This is a genomic window from Pseudomonas sp. AAC (assembly GCF_000725445.1).
GTDB classification, from domain to species: domain Bacteria; phylum Pseudomonadota; class Gammaproteobacteria; order Pseudomonadales; family Pseudomonadaceae; genus Pseudomonas; species Pseudomonas citronellolis.
Genome location: NZ_KL647094.1, coordinates 1257367 through 1273173 on the forward strand (window position 1 = coordinate 1257367; position 15807 = coordinate 1273173).

At 62.4% G+C, this 15807-nt stretch carries 13 protein-coding genes and 5 pseudogenes; 6 read left to right on the forward strand and 12 right to left on the reverse strand.

What is annotated here, in order from left to right:
* Positions 1 to 21: 21 nt before the first annotated feature.
* Positions 22 to 1172 (forward strand): IS3 family transposase gene (locus FG99_RS05390; RefSeq protein ID WP_141766183.1). Its coding sequence is split into 2 segments (ribosomal slippage): positions 22 to 259 and positions 259 to 1172, totalling 1152 coding nucleotides; the frame shifts between segments, so codons are not numbered across the junction.
* Between the two features lie 525 nt (positions 1173 to 1697).
* Here the strand turns inward: FG99_RS05390 and FG99_RS05395 are convergent.
* The 12 genes and pseudogenes from FG99_RS05395 to FG99_RS31920 all read right to left on the reverse strand — a co-directional run bounded on the left by FG99_RS05395 (position 1698) and on the right by FG99_RS31920 (position 13917).
* Positions 1698 to 2849 carry a S1C family serine protease gene (locus FG99_RS05395; protein WP_013984523.1) on the reverse strand — a complete coding sequence of 384 codons (1152 nt, stop codon included), beginning with the start codon at positions 2847 to 2849 and terminating at the stop codon, positions 1698 to 1700.
* 19 nt (positions 2850 to 2868) lie between these two features.
* Entirely contained in the window at positions 2869 to 3831 is a 963-nt protein-coding gene (locus FG99_RS05400) for a zinc metalloprotease HtpX (RefSeq protein ID WP_051878465.1), read from the reverse strand.
* Entirely contained in the window at positions 3818 to 4306 is a 489-nt protein-coding gene (locus FG99_RS05405) for a phosphate-starvation-inducible PsiE family protein (protein WP_004152114.1), read from the reverse strand. The genes FG99_RS05400 and FG99_RS05405 overlap by 14 nt, the downstream gene beginning before the upstream one ends.
* An 11-nt stretch (positions 4307 to 4317) precedes the next feature.
* Positions 4318 to 5216 (reverse strand): annotated as a pseudogene (locus FG99_RS05410) (GGDEF domain-containing protein).
* A gap of 115 nt (positions 5217 to 5331) precedes the next feature.
* On the reverse strand, positions 5332 to 7038 hold the full coding sequence (locus tag FG99_RS05415) for a cation:proton antiporter domain-containing protein (RefSeq protein WP_043222783.1): 1707 nt from the start codon (positions 7036 to 7038) through the stop codon (positions 5332 to 5334).
* A gap of 6 nt (positions 7039 to 7044) precedes the next feature.
* Positions 7045 to 7485, reverse strand: coding sequence for a thioredoxin TrxC (trxC, locus tag FG99_RS05420; RefSeq protein ID WP_041110300.1), 441 nt, complete (start codon positions 7483 to 7485; stop codon positions 7045 to 7047).
* Positions 7482 to 9362 (reverse strand): ATP-dependent zinc metalloprotease FtsH, encoded by a 1881-nt coding sequence (gene ftsH / locus FG99_RS05425; RefSeq protein WP_041110301.1) that lies wholly within the window; start codon positions 9360 to 9362, stop codon positions 7482 to 7484. Before ftsH ends, trxC begins: the two co-directional genes overlap by 4 nt.
* 60 nt (positions 9363 to 9422) lie before the next feature.
* The gene (locus FG99_RS05430) at positions 9423 to 9608 is read right to left on the reverse strand and encodes a hypothetical protein (RefSeq protein WP_041110302.1); all 186 of its coding nucleotides are present in this window, start codon (positions 9606 to 9608) and stop codon (positions 9423 to 9425) included.
* Positions 9609 to 9611: 3 nt separating this feature from the next.
* Positions 9612 to 12461, reverse strand: a complete 2850-nt coding sequence (gene clpK / locus FG99_RS05435; protein ID WP_043267789.1) for a heat shock survival AAA family ATPase ClpK — start codon at positions 12459 to 12461, stop codon at positions 9612 to 9614.
* Between the two features lie 95 nt (positions 12462 to 12556).
* Positions 12557 to 13126 (reverse strand): small heat shock protein sHSP20, encoded by a 570-nt coding sequence (hsp20, locus tag FG99_RS05440; RefSeq protein ID WP_013984531.1) that lies wholly within the window; start codon positions 13124 to 13126, stop codon positions 12557 to 12559.
* Between the two features lie 36 nt (positions 13127 to 13162).
* Positions 13163 to 13440, reverse strand: a pseudogene (locus FG99_RS31045) (helix-turn-helix domain-containing protein).
* Between the two features lie 213 nt (positions 13441 to 13653).
* Complete coding sequence (locus FG99_RS31920) at positions 13654 to 13917, reverse strand: hypothetical protein (protein ID WP_041771899.1); 264 nt, start codon at positions 13915 to 13917, stop codon at positions 13654 to 13656.
* Positions 13918 to 13931: 14 nt separating this feature from the next.
* Between FG99_RS31920 and FG99_RS31925 the strand changes: the two genes are divergently transcribed.
* The 5 genes and pseudogenes from FG99_RS31925 to FG99_RS05450 all read left to right on the forward strand — a co-directional run bounded on the left by FG99_RS31925 (position 13932) and on the right by FG99_RS05450 (position 15803).
* Positions 13932 to 14195 (forward strand): transposase, encoded by a 264-nt coding sequence (locus FG99_RS31925; protein ID WP_074198800.1) that lies wholly within the window; start codon positions 13932 to 13934, stop codon positions 14193 to 14195.
* Positions 14152 to 14340, forward strand: a pseudogene (locus FG99_RS32735) (transposase domain-containing protein); the annotation flags it as partial. The gene FG99_RS31925 and the pseudogene FG99_RS32735, both read left to right, overlap by 44 nt.
* Positions 14341 to 14342: 2 nt before the next feature.
* A pseudogene (locus FG99_RS32740) lies at positions 14343 to 14432 on the forward strand (peptidase S24); the annotation flags it as partial.
* Positions 14419 to 14538, forward strand: a pseudogene (locus FG99_RS33155) (hypothetical protein); the annotation flags it as partial. The pseudogenes FG99_RS32740 and FG99_RS33155, both read left to right, overlap by 14 nt.
* 107 nt (positions 14539 to 14645) lie before the next feature.
* Positions 14646 to 15803 (forward strand): tyrosine-type recombinase/integrase, encoded by a 1158-nt coding sequence (locus FG99_RS05450; protein ID WP_009400475.1) that lies wholly within the window; start codon positions 14646 to 14648, stop codon positions 15801 to 15803.
* Positions 15804 to 15807: the final 4 nt, after the last annotated feature.

Here is a 15807-nt window from a genome sequence, read left to right on the forward strand (position 1 = left end):
TGAGGCCCATCAGGAGGTGCCATGAGCAACCAGCGTTACCCCGAAGAATTCAAGATCGAAGCGGTCAAGCACATCACTGAGCGCGGCTTGCGTGTTGCCGATGTGGCAGAGCGTCTAGGTGTGTCCGCGCATAGCCTGTACGCCTGGGTAAAGCGCTACAGCAAGCCCCAAGTACAGCGGCAGCAGGTAGATGATCAGCAAGCCGAACTGCGTCGTTTGCGCGTTGAACTCAAGCGAGTGACCGAAGAGCGAGACATCCTAAAAAAGGCCGCCGCGTACTTTGCCAAGGAGTCCGGCTGAAGTACGCCGTTATCAGCAAGCTGTCGGTGGAGTACCTGGTGCGGCGCCTCTGCCAGACCCTCCAGGTACATCCCAGCGGTTACTACGCCTGGCTGGCCGAGCCGAAATCTGCACGCGCCAAGGAGGATCAGCGTCTGCTCGGATTGATCAAGCATGCCTGGTTGGAAAGCGGCGGGGTCTACGGCTACCGCAAGATCCACGACGACCTGCGTGAGCTGGGCGAGTCTTGTGGCCGGCACCGCGTGGCTCGCCTGATGCGGGGAGAGGGACTGCGCTCGCAGACCGGTTATCGTCGGCGCCCCGGGTACTATGGTGGCAAGCCGACTGTGGCCTCGCCCAACCGTCTGGAGCGGAAGTTCAACGTCAGTGAACCGAACAAGGTCTGGGTCACCGACATCACTTACATCCGCACCTATGAGGGTTGGTTGTACTTGGCGGTGGTACTGGATCTGTTTTCGCGCCAAGTGATTGGCTGGTCGATGAAGCCACGGATGTGCAGCGACCTGGCCATTGATGCCCTGTTGATGGCGGTGTGGCGGCGAAAGCCCAAGCAGGAAGTGATGATCCACTCCGACCAGGGCAGCCAGTTCAGCAGCTCGGACTGGCAGAGTTTCCTCAAGGCCAACAACCTGATCAGCAGCATGAGTCGACGCGGCAACTGCCACGACAACGCGGTCGCGGAAAGCTTTTTCCAGTTGCTGAAGCGGGAACGCATCCGACGGAAAACCTACGGCACCCGCGAAGAAGCCCGCAGTGATGTGTTCGATTACATCGAGATGTTCTATAACCCCAAGCGCCGGCACAGCAGCGCTATGCAGCTATCGCCAGTGGAGTTTGAGAAGCGCTATTTCCAGAGCTTGGAGAGTGTCTAGAAAACCTGGGGCGATTCAAAGTTTCATCCTAACCCTAAAAACAGAGAGAAACGTCGCGCGCTCTCCTATTCATAAAAAATCCATTTTATATCAGTATGTTGTGAGCACTTACACCCGAGACTGGATCGTTTTGCCTTTCATGGGAGAATGATTAAGGGCGCTAAAGTATCATCCTAATTTTCGCCCAGGCTCGAAAAATACGGTAAATGGTGAAAATAAAGATTCATCCTTTTCCGATGTTGCCCGTTCCAACACGTAAGCAGTCAGTCAGAAAAAACACATAGATCCAATCCCTAGCGAGCATTGAGCTCTCTCATCCGTGCCAACTGCTCCAACCCTTGGACGCCCTAAATGCTTACCCAAAAAAATCAACACCTTCTTTTAAAAACACAATCAAAAATGACTCCCTTATATCCATTTAACCTAAACAGCCTTCCCCCCACTGCACTAGCTAGGGCTCGTAGTTCGGCGCAAGGCTGAAGTCGCTTGGCTGCTTCGCTGTGCAGATCCATGACCCACTTTCCATCAAACTCCCGGTTGTAGTTCCACAAGCATCTCGCGAGTCTTGCCGGCCCGCTCCACTAACAAGACCACAACATCTCCAACGTTCTTGTCGTCTAGCCGGGCCTGTAATGTGGTGACGTCGTCGACGGCGATACCGTCGATGCTGATAACGCGATCGCCGGGCACGATGCCGCCTGCGGTGACCTCGACGCCGACGAGCCCGGCCCTGTGCGCCGCCGAGCCCGGCGTCACGCGCAATACGAATACGCCCTTACTGCCGGTCAGCGCCTGCAGACGCGCGTTGAGCTGCTCATCCACCTCGATGCCCAGCGCCGGACGGATGTACTTGCCGGTCTTTATGAGTTGCGGCACCACGCGCATGACGGTATCGACCGGCACCGCAAAGCCGATGCCGGCCGAGGCGCCAGACGGACTGTAGATGGCGGTATTGATGCCGATCAGCCGCCCAGCCGAATCGAGCAGCGGGCCACCGGAATTGCCGGGGTTGATAGCGGCGTCGGTCTGGATCAGGTGGTCAATGGCCGGGCCACTGGCGTCGCCGGAAAGGGTGCGGTCAAGCGCCGAGACGATGCCGGTGGTGAGCGTCCAGTCGAGCCCGAAGGGATTGCCAATGGCAAAGACCTTTTGCCCCACCTTGAGATCGGTACTGGTGCCCACCGGCACCGCCGGCGGGCGCTTGAAGCCGACGCCAATCTTGAGTACCGCGATGTCGTGCGCAGGACTGGCGCCAACGAGCGCAGCCTGATAATCGCGACCGTCGGCGAGTTTGACCGCGGCAGACGATGCCCCCTGGATCACGTGGAAGTTGGTCACCACGTGGCCGGCATCGTCCCAGATGAAGCCGGAGCCGGTGCCGCGCGGCACGGAAAAGACATTGCGCGACCAGACGTCACGCACTAGTTGCGCCGTGGTGATGTAAACCACCGACCCGCGCGATTTCTCGAACAGCTCGATGGTGGTTTTTTCGTCGGCGGCCAGGTCGCCGCGCGGCGTCACCGTGCGCTCCTGCGTTTCGTGGGGACTGAACCAGGCTTCGATGGCGGGCAGGAACTGCCACAGCAGCATGAGTGCGGCGATGCAGCCAGTGATGACGAGCCAGCGCCGGATGAATCGATCCGGCGCCGGGCGGCTGTAGGGGTCGGGGTAGGTCACGTCATTCTCCATGTTGAAATCAGCGCCAAAGGCCGCCGGTGCGCCAGCGTGGCGGACGTGGTGATACGGTCACCTCGGGGACGAAACGGGCCGATGGAAACGGCGGCATCGCGGGCGGCGGAGCAAGTTCCAGCAAGCGCTCAATGCGTTCAGCCGTCGCCGGATGCGTGCGCAACCAGGAGGGTTCCGGATTGCCCCATCCGGGCAGCAGCCAGACGCGCCAGGAGCGGCTCACCCGCTCGATCTTGGCGAGCGCCGAGGCCAGCCCGTGCGGGTCGCCGGTCAATTCGGCAGCGAGCCGGTCGGCGTCGAATTCGCGCACCCTGGACAAGCCCAACTGAGCCAGCAAGGCCAGCTGTGGCGCGACCGCCAGTAGAAGCAACGCGGGCCAATTGACTTCCGTGACTCCAAGCAATAACGCTGGCAAGCTGAGCACGATCGCAAGCTGCCCCAACAAGGCCAGAAGATGGGTGAGCCGGCTGATCGAATCGGCCAAGCCCATGACACGCAAATCCTCGTTCGCAATATGCGCGATTTCGTGGCCGAGCACGCCGGTCAACTCGCGGGGCGTGAGGCTACGCAGTAGGCCGTCGGTCAGCGCGATGGCCGCGTGATGCTTCGAACCGGTGGCGAAGGCGTTGACGACCCCGCTGGGCACGTAGTGCGGTACCGGCACGGCAGGCAGCCCGGCCCGCGCCGCCAGTTCGCGCAACACAGCCCAAAGATCGGGCGCTTCATCCGGGTGCAGGGGGCGTGCGCCATACAGCCGCAAGGTCAGCCCGGAGGCGGCCGCCGGTTCGAGCAGCAGGGTGAACCCCGCGGCCGCAAGCGCCAGCCAAAGCCCGCCGTCACCCAACAGCAGGCTGCCAGCGACGGCGGCAATCCCGAGCAGGGTCAGCACCAACAGCGCGGTTTGCAGGCGATTGAGCCAGCGATGCCGCGCGCCGACATTCTGCGCGTGGCGCAGATCACGACTGATCATCTGAGCTTTCCCCGGCTGTCCGGTCATCGCGCTCGCGCAGCAGCCAGTAAGTCGCCCCGAGGGCCAGTGTCGCGCCTGCGAGCGCCGCGACCTTGGCGGGGCCGGTCTCCGGGTCGAGGATCACGAATTTACGCGCCAGGGCGATCAGCCCGATCAGGATCACCGTCTTGACCTGGATGATGCTGTCGCGCCGCAAGGCCACCCGCACGATGGAATGCTTGAACTCCATGGCGATGAGCAGCGTCATGATCATGCCGAACACGGTCTGGAAGACCTTGTGATCGAGCGGATTGAACGCATCAATGATCAGCAGGCTGAAGACGATCGAGATCAGCTGCAGCAGCGAGACCACGATGATCACGGCAATGATTGCGGACAGCGCGAGCGCGATCACCTGTTCGAAGCGCTCGTAGAACGTCATCACTGCCCATTGGGCGCGAAATGTTTTGATCGGGTCTGCTTGCTTTTCCTTCATCGCCACTCCTCTCAATTCTGAAATACTTGTGCACCCACAACTTGGTTGCGCCCTTGTCTTTTTGCCTGGTAGAGCGCGCTGTCCGCCTGCTGCATCACCTGCTCGACAGAGTGCAAACGGGGGTCAAGAAGAGCCACCCCCATGCTGGCGCTATAGCTGATCGACACCTCTCCACACACCACCGCTGTCGCCGCAGTGTCCTGACGAAATCGCTCCGCCCATACTTGGGCGTCTTCTATCGATGCCGCTTCCAACAACACAGCGAATTCCTCCCCCCAATCCGGGCAGCCATGTCGGTTGCGCGAACATGTTCCCTCAACCGTGAAGCAAAGTGCTTGAGCACCTCATCGCTGCATCCGTGTCCATAGGTGTCATTGATGCGCTTGAAGTGATCGATGTCGCAGAGCACAAGTGCTGCTTGTATCTCGGGGCTGCGTTTGAGGCGCTCCCATTCCAGCTGTAATCGTTCGTTAAAAGCCCGCCGGTTCGACAAGCCGGTCAAGGGGTCGGTGATCGCCATACGCAGCAACTGCTGCTCCATTTCCTTGCGAGAAGAGATGTCGAGCAGAGTGCCGACTATCAGTTGCCTGCCCGCGTCACCCAGCCAACGGCCGCGATCCAGCACCCAAATCCAAACGCCAGATCGATGACGAACGCGGTACTCGCACTCCAATCGCTCCGACGGGTTTTCTTGGTAAGCGCGCACCTTTGCCAGAACGACCGGCAAATCCTCCGGGTGAATACGCGCTTGCCATGCGGCATGGGTGGCGCCAACCTCCTCGTCGGAGGTCAAGCCGAACATCGCCAGACTGCGGGCAGAAAGCCTGAAGCTGTCGGTAGCGATATCCCACTCCCAGAATCCCAGCCCTGCGCCCTCCAGGGCGATGGCGATCCGTTCCTTGTCATCGATTTGCGATGCTTCAGCTCGTCACGCCTCTGGCGATTGGTACGAACAAAACGCCATAGCGCAACCGCCATGCCAATATTGGCAAGTAGCGACACCATCAGCCAAATGGTCGGCCCGTTCATGGTCTATCCCCACCTGACTCACTGAGTGTCTGCCGTAATTCCTCGATCCGGTGGTCGACTTGGTCGGCGTTGATGCCCAACATCAACAGTACCTGCTCGGCCAGTCCCAGTCCCGCAGCCAGGTACAACGGGTACAGTCTGACATTGGGCAGATTACGCAAAAGCTGGGCATCCGTTACGCGCTCAGTGGCCACCACCACGGACAAGCTCAGGCGGCGGTCGAGAACCGCCTGAGCGATACGCAGGGCCGTCTGCGGACGGGCAAACGTCAGCACCACCAGGCGGGCATGGGCCAATCCGGCGGCGGCCAGGGTGTCGAGCCGACTGGCATCGCCATACGACACCGGCACCCCCATCGCACGCCCCGCTTCGACCCGTTGGCGGTCCGATTCCAGCAGCAAATGCGGTATGCCTGCCAGGCGCAGCGTTCGGCTCAGCAGCAGCCCGACGTCATCCGCCCCACAGATGATCACATGGTCGCGCAACGACCGCGCCCGCTCGGCGACTTCGCCTTCTTCGGCCTGCGGTGGCTGACCGAGTGCGCCCGAGCGGCTGAAAGCCCGCGCCCATCGGTCATGGTGTCGGATCAGGAGCGGTGCCAACCCCATGCTCAACACCAGCGCCACCAGCATCGGTTGCACCATGGTGGCGGCGATCAGGTGCTGCTGCATGACCATGCCCAGGAGCAGCAGCGCAAACTCGCCGCCATGACCCAGCACGATGCCTGCGCGCCAGGCGTCGAGCGCCGACAGGCGGGTTGCGCGCAGCGCCAGAAAGTTCAGCCCCATCTTGAGAGGCACCAAGGCCAACAGCCAACCCAGTACCGCCAGCGGTGCGGCCACGATCTGCGCGGTGTCCAGCTGCAGGCCAATGGTCACGAAGAACAAGCCCGACAGCACATCACGAAAGGGCTTGAGGTGGTTTTCCATGTGGTGCCGGAAATCGCTCTCCCCCAGCACCATGCCGGCAAGAAAGGCACCGAGCGCAGCCGACACACCCAGTGCATGGGCCGCTGCCGCAGCCGCCACCACCAGACTCAGCGAGACCAGCACGAAGGACTCTTCGTGCCCCTGCCGCGCCACCCAGCCCAGCAAGCCATGCAACAGGCGGCGCGACGCAACCGCCGAGACGGCAAACAGCAACAGCACGCCCGCCACCTCCCCAAGCACACGGCCAAGCCCGGGAGCATCGCCGCGCGCCCAGATCGCCAGCAGCGCCAGCAAGGGCACACTGGCCAGATCCTGGAACACCAGCACGGCAATGGCGCCGCGGCCGTGGCGTGTGGTCAACTCGCCCTGATCGGCCAGCTGCCGGCTGACCAGCGCTGTCGACGACATGGCCGCCGCCGCGCCCAGCAGTGCGGCGCTGTCGAGCGGCAGCCCCAGCCACAGCAAAGCCAACGCCACCGGTGCGGCGACCATCGCCAGCTGCAGTGTCCCGGCCACCAGCACGGTCTTGCGGGTGAGCCAGAAATGACCGAGCGAGAACTCCAGCCCGACCATGAACAGCAGCAGCGCCACCCCCAGCTCGGACAGGAAATTCAGCGCCGGTCCCGGCATGATCCAGGCCGTGGCCGGAGGGCCCAGCAAGACACCGACCAGCAGATAACCCAGCAAGGTCGGGATATTCAGCCTGGCCGTCAACGCAGCCGCCAGACTGCAGGCGACCAGCAGAATCAGCGTCGTACCGAGCAAGTCCTGCATCGGCCCTCAACTCACCACAGCCGAGGATGCCCAGCGCACGATGTCCTGTGCCCCCATGGCGCCGGCCTGACGCGCGATCTCCCGCCCGCCCCGGAACAGCGCCAGGGTCGGAATGCTGCGGATGCCGAAGCGGGTGGCCAATTGAGGCTCTGCCTCGGTGTCGACCTTGGCCAGCCGTACCTTGGGTTCCAGCAGGCGCGCGGCCTGCTGGAACTGCGGCGCCATCATCTTGCAGGGGCCGCACCAGGGGGCCCAGAAATCGACCAGCAGAGGAATGTCGCTGCGCTCCACGTGGCGCGTGAATGTCGCCGTGGTCAGCTCGATGGGCGCGCCCGTGAACAACGGCTGCTGGCAACGGCCGCAGTTAGGCTGGTCGGCGAGTTTGCCCGCCGGTACGCGGTTGACGGATTGGCAATGCGGGCAAACGATGTGCAGGCTGTCGCTCATGTCGAGGCTCCTGAAGGTGTTGAGGATGAGGGGAGCGCCGCCTCGGCCGCCGTGGCCGGGGTGGCGCGCTGGAGCCCCTCGGTCAGGCGGCGGATATCGGCTTCATCCAGGGTTTCCCGCGCCAGGAGCTCGCGGGCACAGCGCTCCAGCACCGCGCGGTTGGCGTCGAGAATCCCGTAGGCGCGCTCGAACACGCCCATCACGATGTCGCGGATGGCCTGATCGATGCGCGCCTGGGTCGATTCCGCCACCCGGCAGCCGCCGCTGGCCAACTCGGGCGTGTCGAGGAAGCGCGGCCGCTGCGCCTCGAAGGCGATGTAGCCCAAGCCTTCGTCCATACCGAAGCGGGTGATCATGTCGCGGGCGATGTCGGTGGCCCGCGCCAGGTCGTCGGCCGCCCCCGTGGAGAGTTCGCCAAACACCAGCTTCTCGGCCGCGCGTCCGCCCAGGAGCACGGCGATCTTGTGTTCCAGATCGCTGCGCGTCATCAGGAAACGGTCTTCGGTCGGGCGCTGCAGGGTGTAGCCCAAGGCGCCGATGCCACGCGGGATGATGGAAATCTTGTGCACCGGGTCAGTGCCCGGCAGCGCCAGCGCCACCAGCGCATGGCCCATCTCGTGATAGGCCACGGTCTCGCGCTCCTTGGGGTTGAGCACGCGGTTTTTCTTTTCCAGCCCCGCCACGATGCGCTCGATGGCGGCGGTGAAGTCCTGCAGCTCCACGGCCTGCGAGCGGCGGCGCGTCGCGGCCAGCGCCGCCTCGTTGACCAGATTGGCCAGATCCGCCCCCGAGAAGCCGGTGGTCAGCGCGGCCACCTGCTCGAGGTCGACCTCGGGTGCCAGCGTGACTTTCTTGACATGCACCTTCAGGATGTCGAGCCGGCCCTTCTTGTCGGGGCGGTCCACCAGCACCTGGCGGTCGAAGCGGCCGGCGCGCAAGAGCGCCTGATCGAGGATTTCGGGCCGGTTGGTCGCGGCCAGAATGATGAGCCCCACGGAGGCATCGAAACCGTCCAACTCGGTCAGCAACTGGTTGAGCGTCTGCTCGCGTTCGTCATGACCGCCGATCGGGCCGCCGACGCCGCGCGCACGGCCCAGCGCGTCGAGCTCGTCGATGAAGATGATGGCCGGCGCCTGGCCGCGGGCCTGCTCGAAAAGGTCGCGCACCCGCGCCGCGCCCACGCCGACGAACATCTCGACGAATTCCGAACCCGAGATGGAGAAAAACGGTACGCCCGCTTCACCGGCGACCGCCTTGGCCAGCAAGGTCTTGCCGGTGCCGGGCGGCCCCACCAGCAGCACACCCTTGGGGATGCGCGCCCCGAGACGGCCATAGTCCTGCGGATTCTTCAGGAAATCGACGATCTCGACCAGCTCCGCCTTGGCCTCATCCACCCCCGCGACATCGGCGAACGTCACACCGGTGTTCTTTTCCACGAACACCTTGGCGCGGCTCTTACCGATGTTGAGAAACCCGCCCATGCCCTGCTTCTCGGCGAAGCGGCGGAACAGGAAGAACCAGACGCCAAAGAAGGCTACCGCTGGCAGGATCCACGACAGCACATCGCGCAGCCAGGTGCTCTCCAACACGCGGGCATAGGGCACGTCGTACTTCGACAGGCGATCGGCAAGATCGGGTTCGACCCTCGTTGCCACGATCGTCGTCTTGCCCCGGCTGTCCGGCGACTTCAGGCGCCCGGTCACCGTACGATCCGACACCAGCACTTCGGCCACGCGACCCTCGGCCAGCGCCTTCTCGAACTCGCTGTAGGGCACCGGCTCGACGGTTTTCGCCGTCTGCCAGTAGCTCTGCAAACTCAACAACAGCAGGAGGGCAACGATCCAGTAGCCGGTATTCCATTGATTCTTTTTTTCCATGGGCCGTGTTCCTCGAAAGTCGAGTCGCCAGAGGATCAGGTGAACAGACGGGCCGCGCCGTCACGCAAACGGATGGCCAGCGAGCGGGAGGGCAGTGCCGCCGCTGATGAGCAGCCCCCACGGCGTGGCCGACCGCGGATCACGCTTGTAGACGACCGCGTGACCCGCGGCCACGACCGCCACCGCGATCGAGGCCAGGGAGGCTGCCCATGCCAGGCCGATGGGATCGGACACGGCAGCCCCCATCGCTCAAGATTCGCCGCCCGCTGACTTCTTCTTGCGCGCAGGCTTGCTCGCGTCGCTCGGCGGCGCCTCGGCCGCCTTCGCGGCATCCGGCTGCTCTGGCTCGGCCGGAGTCTGCGGTGACTCATGGCGTTCGAACACCACGCGTTCGGCCTTGTCGTCCCAGCGTGCGCTGGCGTGATCGCCCTTGCCGATTCCGCCGCCGAGCATCTCGCGTGCCAGCGCGGTTTCCAGCTCGCTGCGGATCAGGCGCTTGAGTTCACGCGCACCGAACTCCGGCTTGTAGCCTTCTTCCGCGAAATGATCGATCAGGGTCTGATCGAATCTGAGCGTCACGCCCTGGCTGGCGGCGCTGCGTGCCACGCGATCAAGCTGCAGGCCGACGATGTGGCGAATCTCCTCCTTGCCCAGCGCATGGAAGACGATGATCTCGTCGATGCGGTTGATGAACTCGGGACGGAAGTGGCCGCGCAGCACGTCCATCACCTCGGCCTTGGTCTTTTCGTACTCCTCGCCGGCCGCCCCGCGCACCTTCAGCCGTCGCTGGATGATGTCCGAACCCAGGTTGGACGTGGCGATGATGATGGTGTTGGTGAAATCCACCACCCGGCCCTTGCCGTCGGTGAGGCGGCCATCATCGAACACCTGCAGCAGGATGTTGTAGACGTCGGGGTGTGCCTTCTCGATCTCGTCGAGCAGCAGCACGCTGTAGGGCTTGCGACGGACCTTCTCCGTGAGCTGGCCGCCTTCGTCATAGCCGACGTAGCCCGGGGGAGCGCCCACCAGCCGTGCCACGGTATGGCGCTCGCCGTACTCCGACATGTCGATGCGCAACAGGGCGCCCTCGTCGCCGTAGACCGATTCGGCCAGCGCCTTGGCGAGCTCGGTCTTGCCGACGCCGGTGGGGCCCAGGAACAGGAACGTGGCCACGGGCTTGCTGCCTTCGCGCAGCCCCGCGCGCGACAGCCGCACCGCATCCGCCACCGCGCGTACCGCCTCGTCTTGTCCCACCAGGCGCTCGTGCAGCCGTTGCTCCAAGTGCAGCAGCTTTTCGCGCTCTTCCACCGTCAACTCGTTGACCGGGATACCGGTCAGGCGCGAAACGATCTGGGCCACGTGCTCGGCCTTGACTTCGGCACTGCCGGAGGCCCGCTCCCGCTCCCAGTCCTCGATCAGCTTCTTGAGCTCGGCCTCCTTGGCTTCGATGCGCTTGCCGAGCTCTGCGGCCTTGTCGTACTGCTTGCGCGAGGCCATATAGTCCTGCTCACGCCGCAGTTGGTGCAGTTCGGACTCCAGCTCTTGCACCGCCACCGGGCGGGCTGTGGCCGACAGTTTCACGCGTGCGGCCGCCTGGTCGAGCAAGTCGATGGCCTTGTCAGGCAAAAAGCGCGCGGTGATGTAGCGGTCCGACAACTCGGCGGCGGCGATGATCGCATCCTCGGTGATGCTGACCTTGTGGTGCGCCTCGAAGGTGTCGCGCAGGCCGCGCAGGATCATCATGGTCTGCGCTACCGTCGGCTCGGGCACCATCACCGGCTGGAAGCGACGCTCCAGCGCGGCGTCCTTCTCGATGTACTTCTGATACTCGTTAAGCGTGGTGGCGCCGATCAGGTTCAGTTCGCCGCGCGCCATCATCGGCTTGAACACGTTGGCCACGTCCAGCCCGCCTTCGCCGCCACCCTGGCCGGCACCGACGATGGTATGCACCTCATCGATGAAGAGAATCATCTCGCCCTGGTGCTCGGTCACTTCCTTGAGCACCTTCTGCACGCGCTCCTCGAACTCGCCGCGGTACTTGGCGCCAGCCACCATGGCGTTGATGTTGAGTTCCACCAGGCGCTTGTCGCGCAACGTCTCGGGCACTTCGCCCGCCACCATGCGCTGCGCCAGCCCCTCGACGATGGCGGTCTTGCCCACGCCCGGCTCGCCGATCAGCACCGGGTTGTTCTTCTTGCGCCGGGCCAGCACCTCGATGGTGGTCTCGATCTCCTGCGCGCGGCCGATCACCGGGTCGAGCTTGCCGTCGCGCGCCATCTTGGTGAGGTCGCGCGAGTATTTATCCAGCTCGGGCGTGTTGGTCGGCGTCTCGGCGCGGCCATCCTCGGCCCCTTTGCCGACCACCTTGCTTACCTGCTGGCGCAGCGCCTGCGGCGTCAGGCCGTAGCGGCGTAGCAGGTTGGCGGCCAGCCCTTCGCCTTCCTCGGTCAGACCGATCAGGAAATGCTCCGGACCGACATAGGAATGGCCGAGTTCATTGGAGGCCACGAAGGCGCGGCTGAGCGCATCCTTCACGCGCGGCGACACGCCGATCTCGCCCTCGAACGGCTTGTCCCCGCGCTTGGCCTCGGACTCGATCTGCCGCTTGAGGTCATCGACCTTGATTTTGAACTGACCCAGGATGGTCTTGACCACGTCGCTGTCGGCCAGCGCCAGCAGCAGATGTTCGGTATCCACCTCGGAGCGGCCAAATTCGGCAGCGTGTTTGGCGGCCTCTTGCAGCAGGGCTTCCGACTGTTCGCTGATGCGGCTGGCCAGCCCACTGCCGCGCCGGCGCGGTGCACCCGAACCTGCGGCGGCGGGTTCGCCAAACACGGAATCGACCACGTCATCGGTATCGGCGGCAAAGGGCGTCGCGTCATCGCCGATGCGGAAGAAGTCACTGCCGAGGAAGTCCTCGAACAGGCCGCTGCGCGAGCCGAACAAGGCTTCCAGCGGCGAGACGGTGCGCTTTTGCTGGCGCACCAGTTGGCGGTAATGGTCGTCGCACAACAGCATGGTGCTGTGACGACCGTTGAGATTGGCTTCCACCCGCACGGTGGCGGGTTGGCCGCAGACCTGGCATTGTTTTCTGGCCATGCTGATGCTCCTGAGAAGGTTGAGGCACGAGGCATCGCGAGCCGCGACACCTCGTCTCGTGCCGGGTTTTTCTTGTGACGAACGAGCCGGCGACGTCAGCCGTTGATCGGGATCGAGCGTCCCTGCTTCGGCGCGCTGACCTCGCGCTTGTCGATCGTGACCGTGAGCACCCCGTTCTTGAACGATGCCTTGATCGAATCCTGGTTGGCGTCGTCAGGCAGGTTCAAGGCACGCTGAAAGCTGCCGTAGGAGCGCTCCACACGGTGGAAGCCACCTTCCTTCTTCTCCTGTTCCTGGCGCTTCTCGCCACGCACCATCAGCACGTCGTTGTCGAGGGTGATCTGGATGTCCTTCTCCTCGACACCGGGCACTTCCAGGGCAATCTTGTACTGCTTGTCGGTTTCCTGGATGTCCAGGGCCGGCTTCAGCATGCCCGACCAATCGGATGGCAGCCGCGGCATGGCCAGCGCCGGAAAGCCGAAGCCCCGGAACGCATCATCGAACAGCCGGTCGATCTCGCGATGCAGTTGCAGGATCGGGCTGACTGGCCCGCTCGCCGCCGGTAGGTCATTGCGTTGCACTGGCAGTGAAGAGACGGTTTGCTGCTCCTCCTGCTCTTTTTTGAACCAGTTCCAGGGAGCCAACTTCTTGAAATCAATATCCATGTCACACCTCCAGAAAAAAGAAAAATGAAGAATCACTCAATCCTTTCGCCTGCTGCGACGGACAGCGCGCCCAGGCGATACGGGATGTTCCGATGACTGCTGCTCATCTCTGCGCACCACCTCCTTCTTTTCCCCGGCTTGGGTCTGATCATTGATCCACTGATCGATTTCGCTTTGACGAAACCGCCACGTCGCGCCCGCCTTGAAAGCCGGAATTTCCCCGTGCGCGCGAGCCGATAAAGCGTCCGCTTGCCGACTTTCAAGTACGCTGCCAATTCATCGAGCGTGAAAATCACCTGCAGGTGCGCTTTCATTTCACCCTCTCCAACCGCGCCGCTTTGCGGTTCCGGCCAAGGAAATTCTTGCAAGACATTGCGCCTTTCAGGAAAAACTCAAGGGTCAATGCACAGCGTTCTGCCGCCCCATTGATGCAGGTCAAATGCTCAGGCAAGGCGCAGCGGGGCGGCCCGATCCGGCCATGGACAGAGCCTAGCTTGGCTAGCCTGCGTGTGCCACAGGCGCCTCGATCAAACACCGATCCTCACGTTATAGCCGAGTGCCCGCAGCCCCTTGCTCGTCTGCATGTTCCTTGGCGGAAACTCGTCTGGGCGCGCCCAGCCGACGATTTCCCCGAGGCTGCTCAGGCCAATGTGCGGAATTGCCCAGTCGTCGCTGCGGATCGCGTTCCAGAGTCGGGCCGAAACACTTCCGTTGCCCCAGACAACGTAGTTCAACAGTATCCGTCCGGCCAACACACCTTCCCGACACCGCCGCCGAAGGCCATGGCCCATCAAGCGGATTTTCCATGCCCCCTCAGCGCCGTACCTACAGCAAATCTTTCAAGGCCCAGGTCATTCACGAGTGTTCTGAACCCGGTGCCTCCATCGCAAATATCGCCTTGGGCTACAGCCTCAATGCCAACCTCGTCCACAAATGGATTCGGCTGCATACCCAGAAAACCACGGCTATCCAGCCAGCGTTCATCCCGTTGCCTTCTCAAATGCTCGGCGCGGGATCGCATGCTCAAGTGCGCTGCTGCGATCATGAGTTTGATCCAGTCGGCCCGTAATAATGGGCACGATCCGTATGCCTATCTCAAGGATGTGCTGACACGGTTGCCGACGCAGCGGGCGCCTCAGACTACAGGCTCGCTTGGAAAAGGCACAATCGGAGGAGGAACGCGCGCCGCTTGTGGCCAAGTTGGCAGAGATTGAAGGCCTACGCGCCGCGCTACGTACTCGAGGGAGATGAGCTATTGATCTGGGGCGTGGTCACCCACAGCGTGCGCTGCCATGCCCCAGGCTGAGTCGGCAATTGCCCTGATCGACTGCAACTCGTTCTACGCCAGTTGCGAGCGGGTGTTTCGCCCAGACCTGCTGCGTACGCCTATCGTCGTGCTGTCGAACAACGATCTGAAGGGTGCCAACTGTTAGCTAATCCATTACAGTCCGCCCCCCCTGATCGAGGTTTGTCCCGGCTCTTGATGGGAGATCACTAATAGAGGCTTGAAGGCTGTGGAATGAGGTTAGTGCTCGCGACAAAAGACCTGACGGTAGCCGGTCGATCCTTCGAAGGTTTCCCGCTCTTGGTTGGTTCAGATGGCTGGCCTGTGGAACCGGCTCAATCATTCCTATGGCACATTCTAGTCGAGTCAGGTGAGGCACTCAGTGTTCTGACGTGGGAGGCCTATGGTCGTCGTCTGTTCGACTACTTCGCCTTCCTGGAGGCTAATGGCCTGGCCTGGAATGAGGAGAGTCAGGCAGATGGCCTGAGCGTCCTGTCGCGATATAGAGACTGGTCGAGCGGTGAGCTGGAGCTAGATCCCAGCACACTGAATAAGCGACTGAACCTAATTGTGAGGTTCTACCAATGGGCCAAGCAGCGTGATCTGATCGCAGTTCTACCCTTTGGCGAGCGAAGGGTCAGAGCGACTCCGCACTCTGGCTTTCTCAGTCACGTAGCGCGTCCTAACGCCGCGAGTACCAAACCCTCAGTGATGGTGCGAGAGCGTAAGCGATTGACCAAATTCCTGACCAAAGATCAGGCAAAGGTTTGCCTCGCCCTTGATGCAGATCCGAGTCACCGGATCTTGTTCCATCTAATGGTTCGTACTGGCCTTCGCTCCTGCGAGGCTCGCACTTTCCCTCTCAAGTACATCTTTAATCCTCGGCTGAAGAAGGGCCTACGTCTTGGGCAAATGATCAGCGTGGCTCTTGAACCATCGGACATGCATCTCAAGTACAACCGTCCGAGGACAATCGACGTGCCTTGGTCGCTGATGGAGGAAATGTGGTCGTACACGCTTCATAAGCGCGAAGTACGGAAAGCGACCGGCAACGGACGCACCACGGCCTTGGTGCTGACCAAGGAGGGGCGGCAATACGCGAAAGACTCTATCGTCGACGTGATGAAAGCGTATGAGCGCAAGTGCGGCTTTTATGTTAGGGCCCATATGCTTCGCCATACCTATGGAACTTATACCCTTCTTGCATTGCGAAAAAGCCGAGATTTTAAAGGCGAGCCGTTACTCTATGTCCGAGACAGAATGGGGCACTCCGACATTCAAACAACAATGGTGTATCTGCATCTAATTAATCAGCTAGAGGCTCAGTCTGTTCTTGCCCATGAGGATGAGATAGACATGATGTTTATGGCCGGCTCTACTCCAAGCGCCTGAGGTA

What these genes read in the sequence shown, in the direction of transcription:
- FG99_RS05400 (WP_051878465.1), bottom strand. Translation starts at nt 3,831, where the DNA reads ATGATCAGTCGTGATCTGCGCCACGCGCAGAATGTCGGCGCGCGGCAT.
- FG99_RS05405 (WP_004152114.1), bottom strand. Translation starts at nt 4,306, where the DNA reads ATGAAGGAAAAGCAAGCAGACCCGATCAAAACATTTCGCGCCCAATGG.
- FG99_RS05415 (WP_043222783.1), bottom strand. Translation starts at nt 7,038, where the DNA reads ATGCAGGACTTGCTCGGTACGACGCTGATTCTGCTGGTCGCCTGCAGT.
- trxC (WP_041110300.1), bottom strand. Translation starts at nt 7,485, where the DNA reads ATGAGCGACAGCCTGCACATCGTTTGCCCGCATTGCCAATCCGTCAAC.
- ftsH (WP_041110301.1), bottom strand. Translation starts at nt 9,362, where the DNA reads ATGGAAAAAAAGAATCAATGGAATACCGGCTACTGGATCGTTGCCCTC.
- FG99_RS05430 (WP_041110302.1), bottom strand. Translation starts at nt 9,608, where the DNA reads ATGGGGGCTGCCGTGTCCGATCCCATCGGCCTGGCATGGGCAGCCTCC.
- clpK (WP_043267789.1), bottom strand. Translation starts at nt 12,461, where the DNA reads ATGGCCAGAAAACAATGCCAGGTCTGCGGCCAACCCGCCACCGTGCGG.
- hsp20 (WP_013984531.1), bottom strand. Translation starts at nt 13,126, where the DNA reads ATGGATATTGATTTCAAGAAGTTGGCTCCCTGGAACTGGTTCAAAAAA.
- FG99_RS31920 (WP_041771899.1), bottom strand. Translation starts at nt 13,917, where the DNA reads ATGGGCCATGGCCTTCGGCGGCGGTGTCGGGAAGGTGTGTTGGCCGGA.
- FG99_RS31925 (WP_074198800.1), top strand. Translation starts at nt 13,932, where the DNA reads ATGCCCCCTCAGCGCCGTACCTACAGCAAATCTTTCAAGGCCCAGGTC.
- FG99_RS05450 (WP_009400475.1), top strand. Translation starts at nt 14,646, where the DNA reads ATGAGGTTAGTGCTCGCGACAAAAGACCTGACGGTAGCCGGTCGATCC.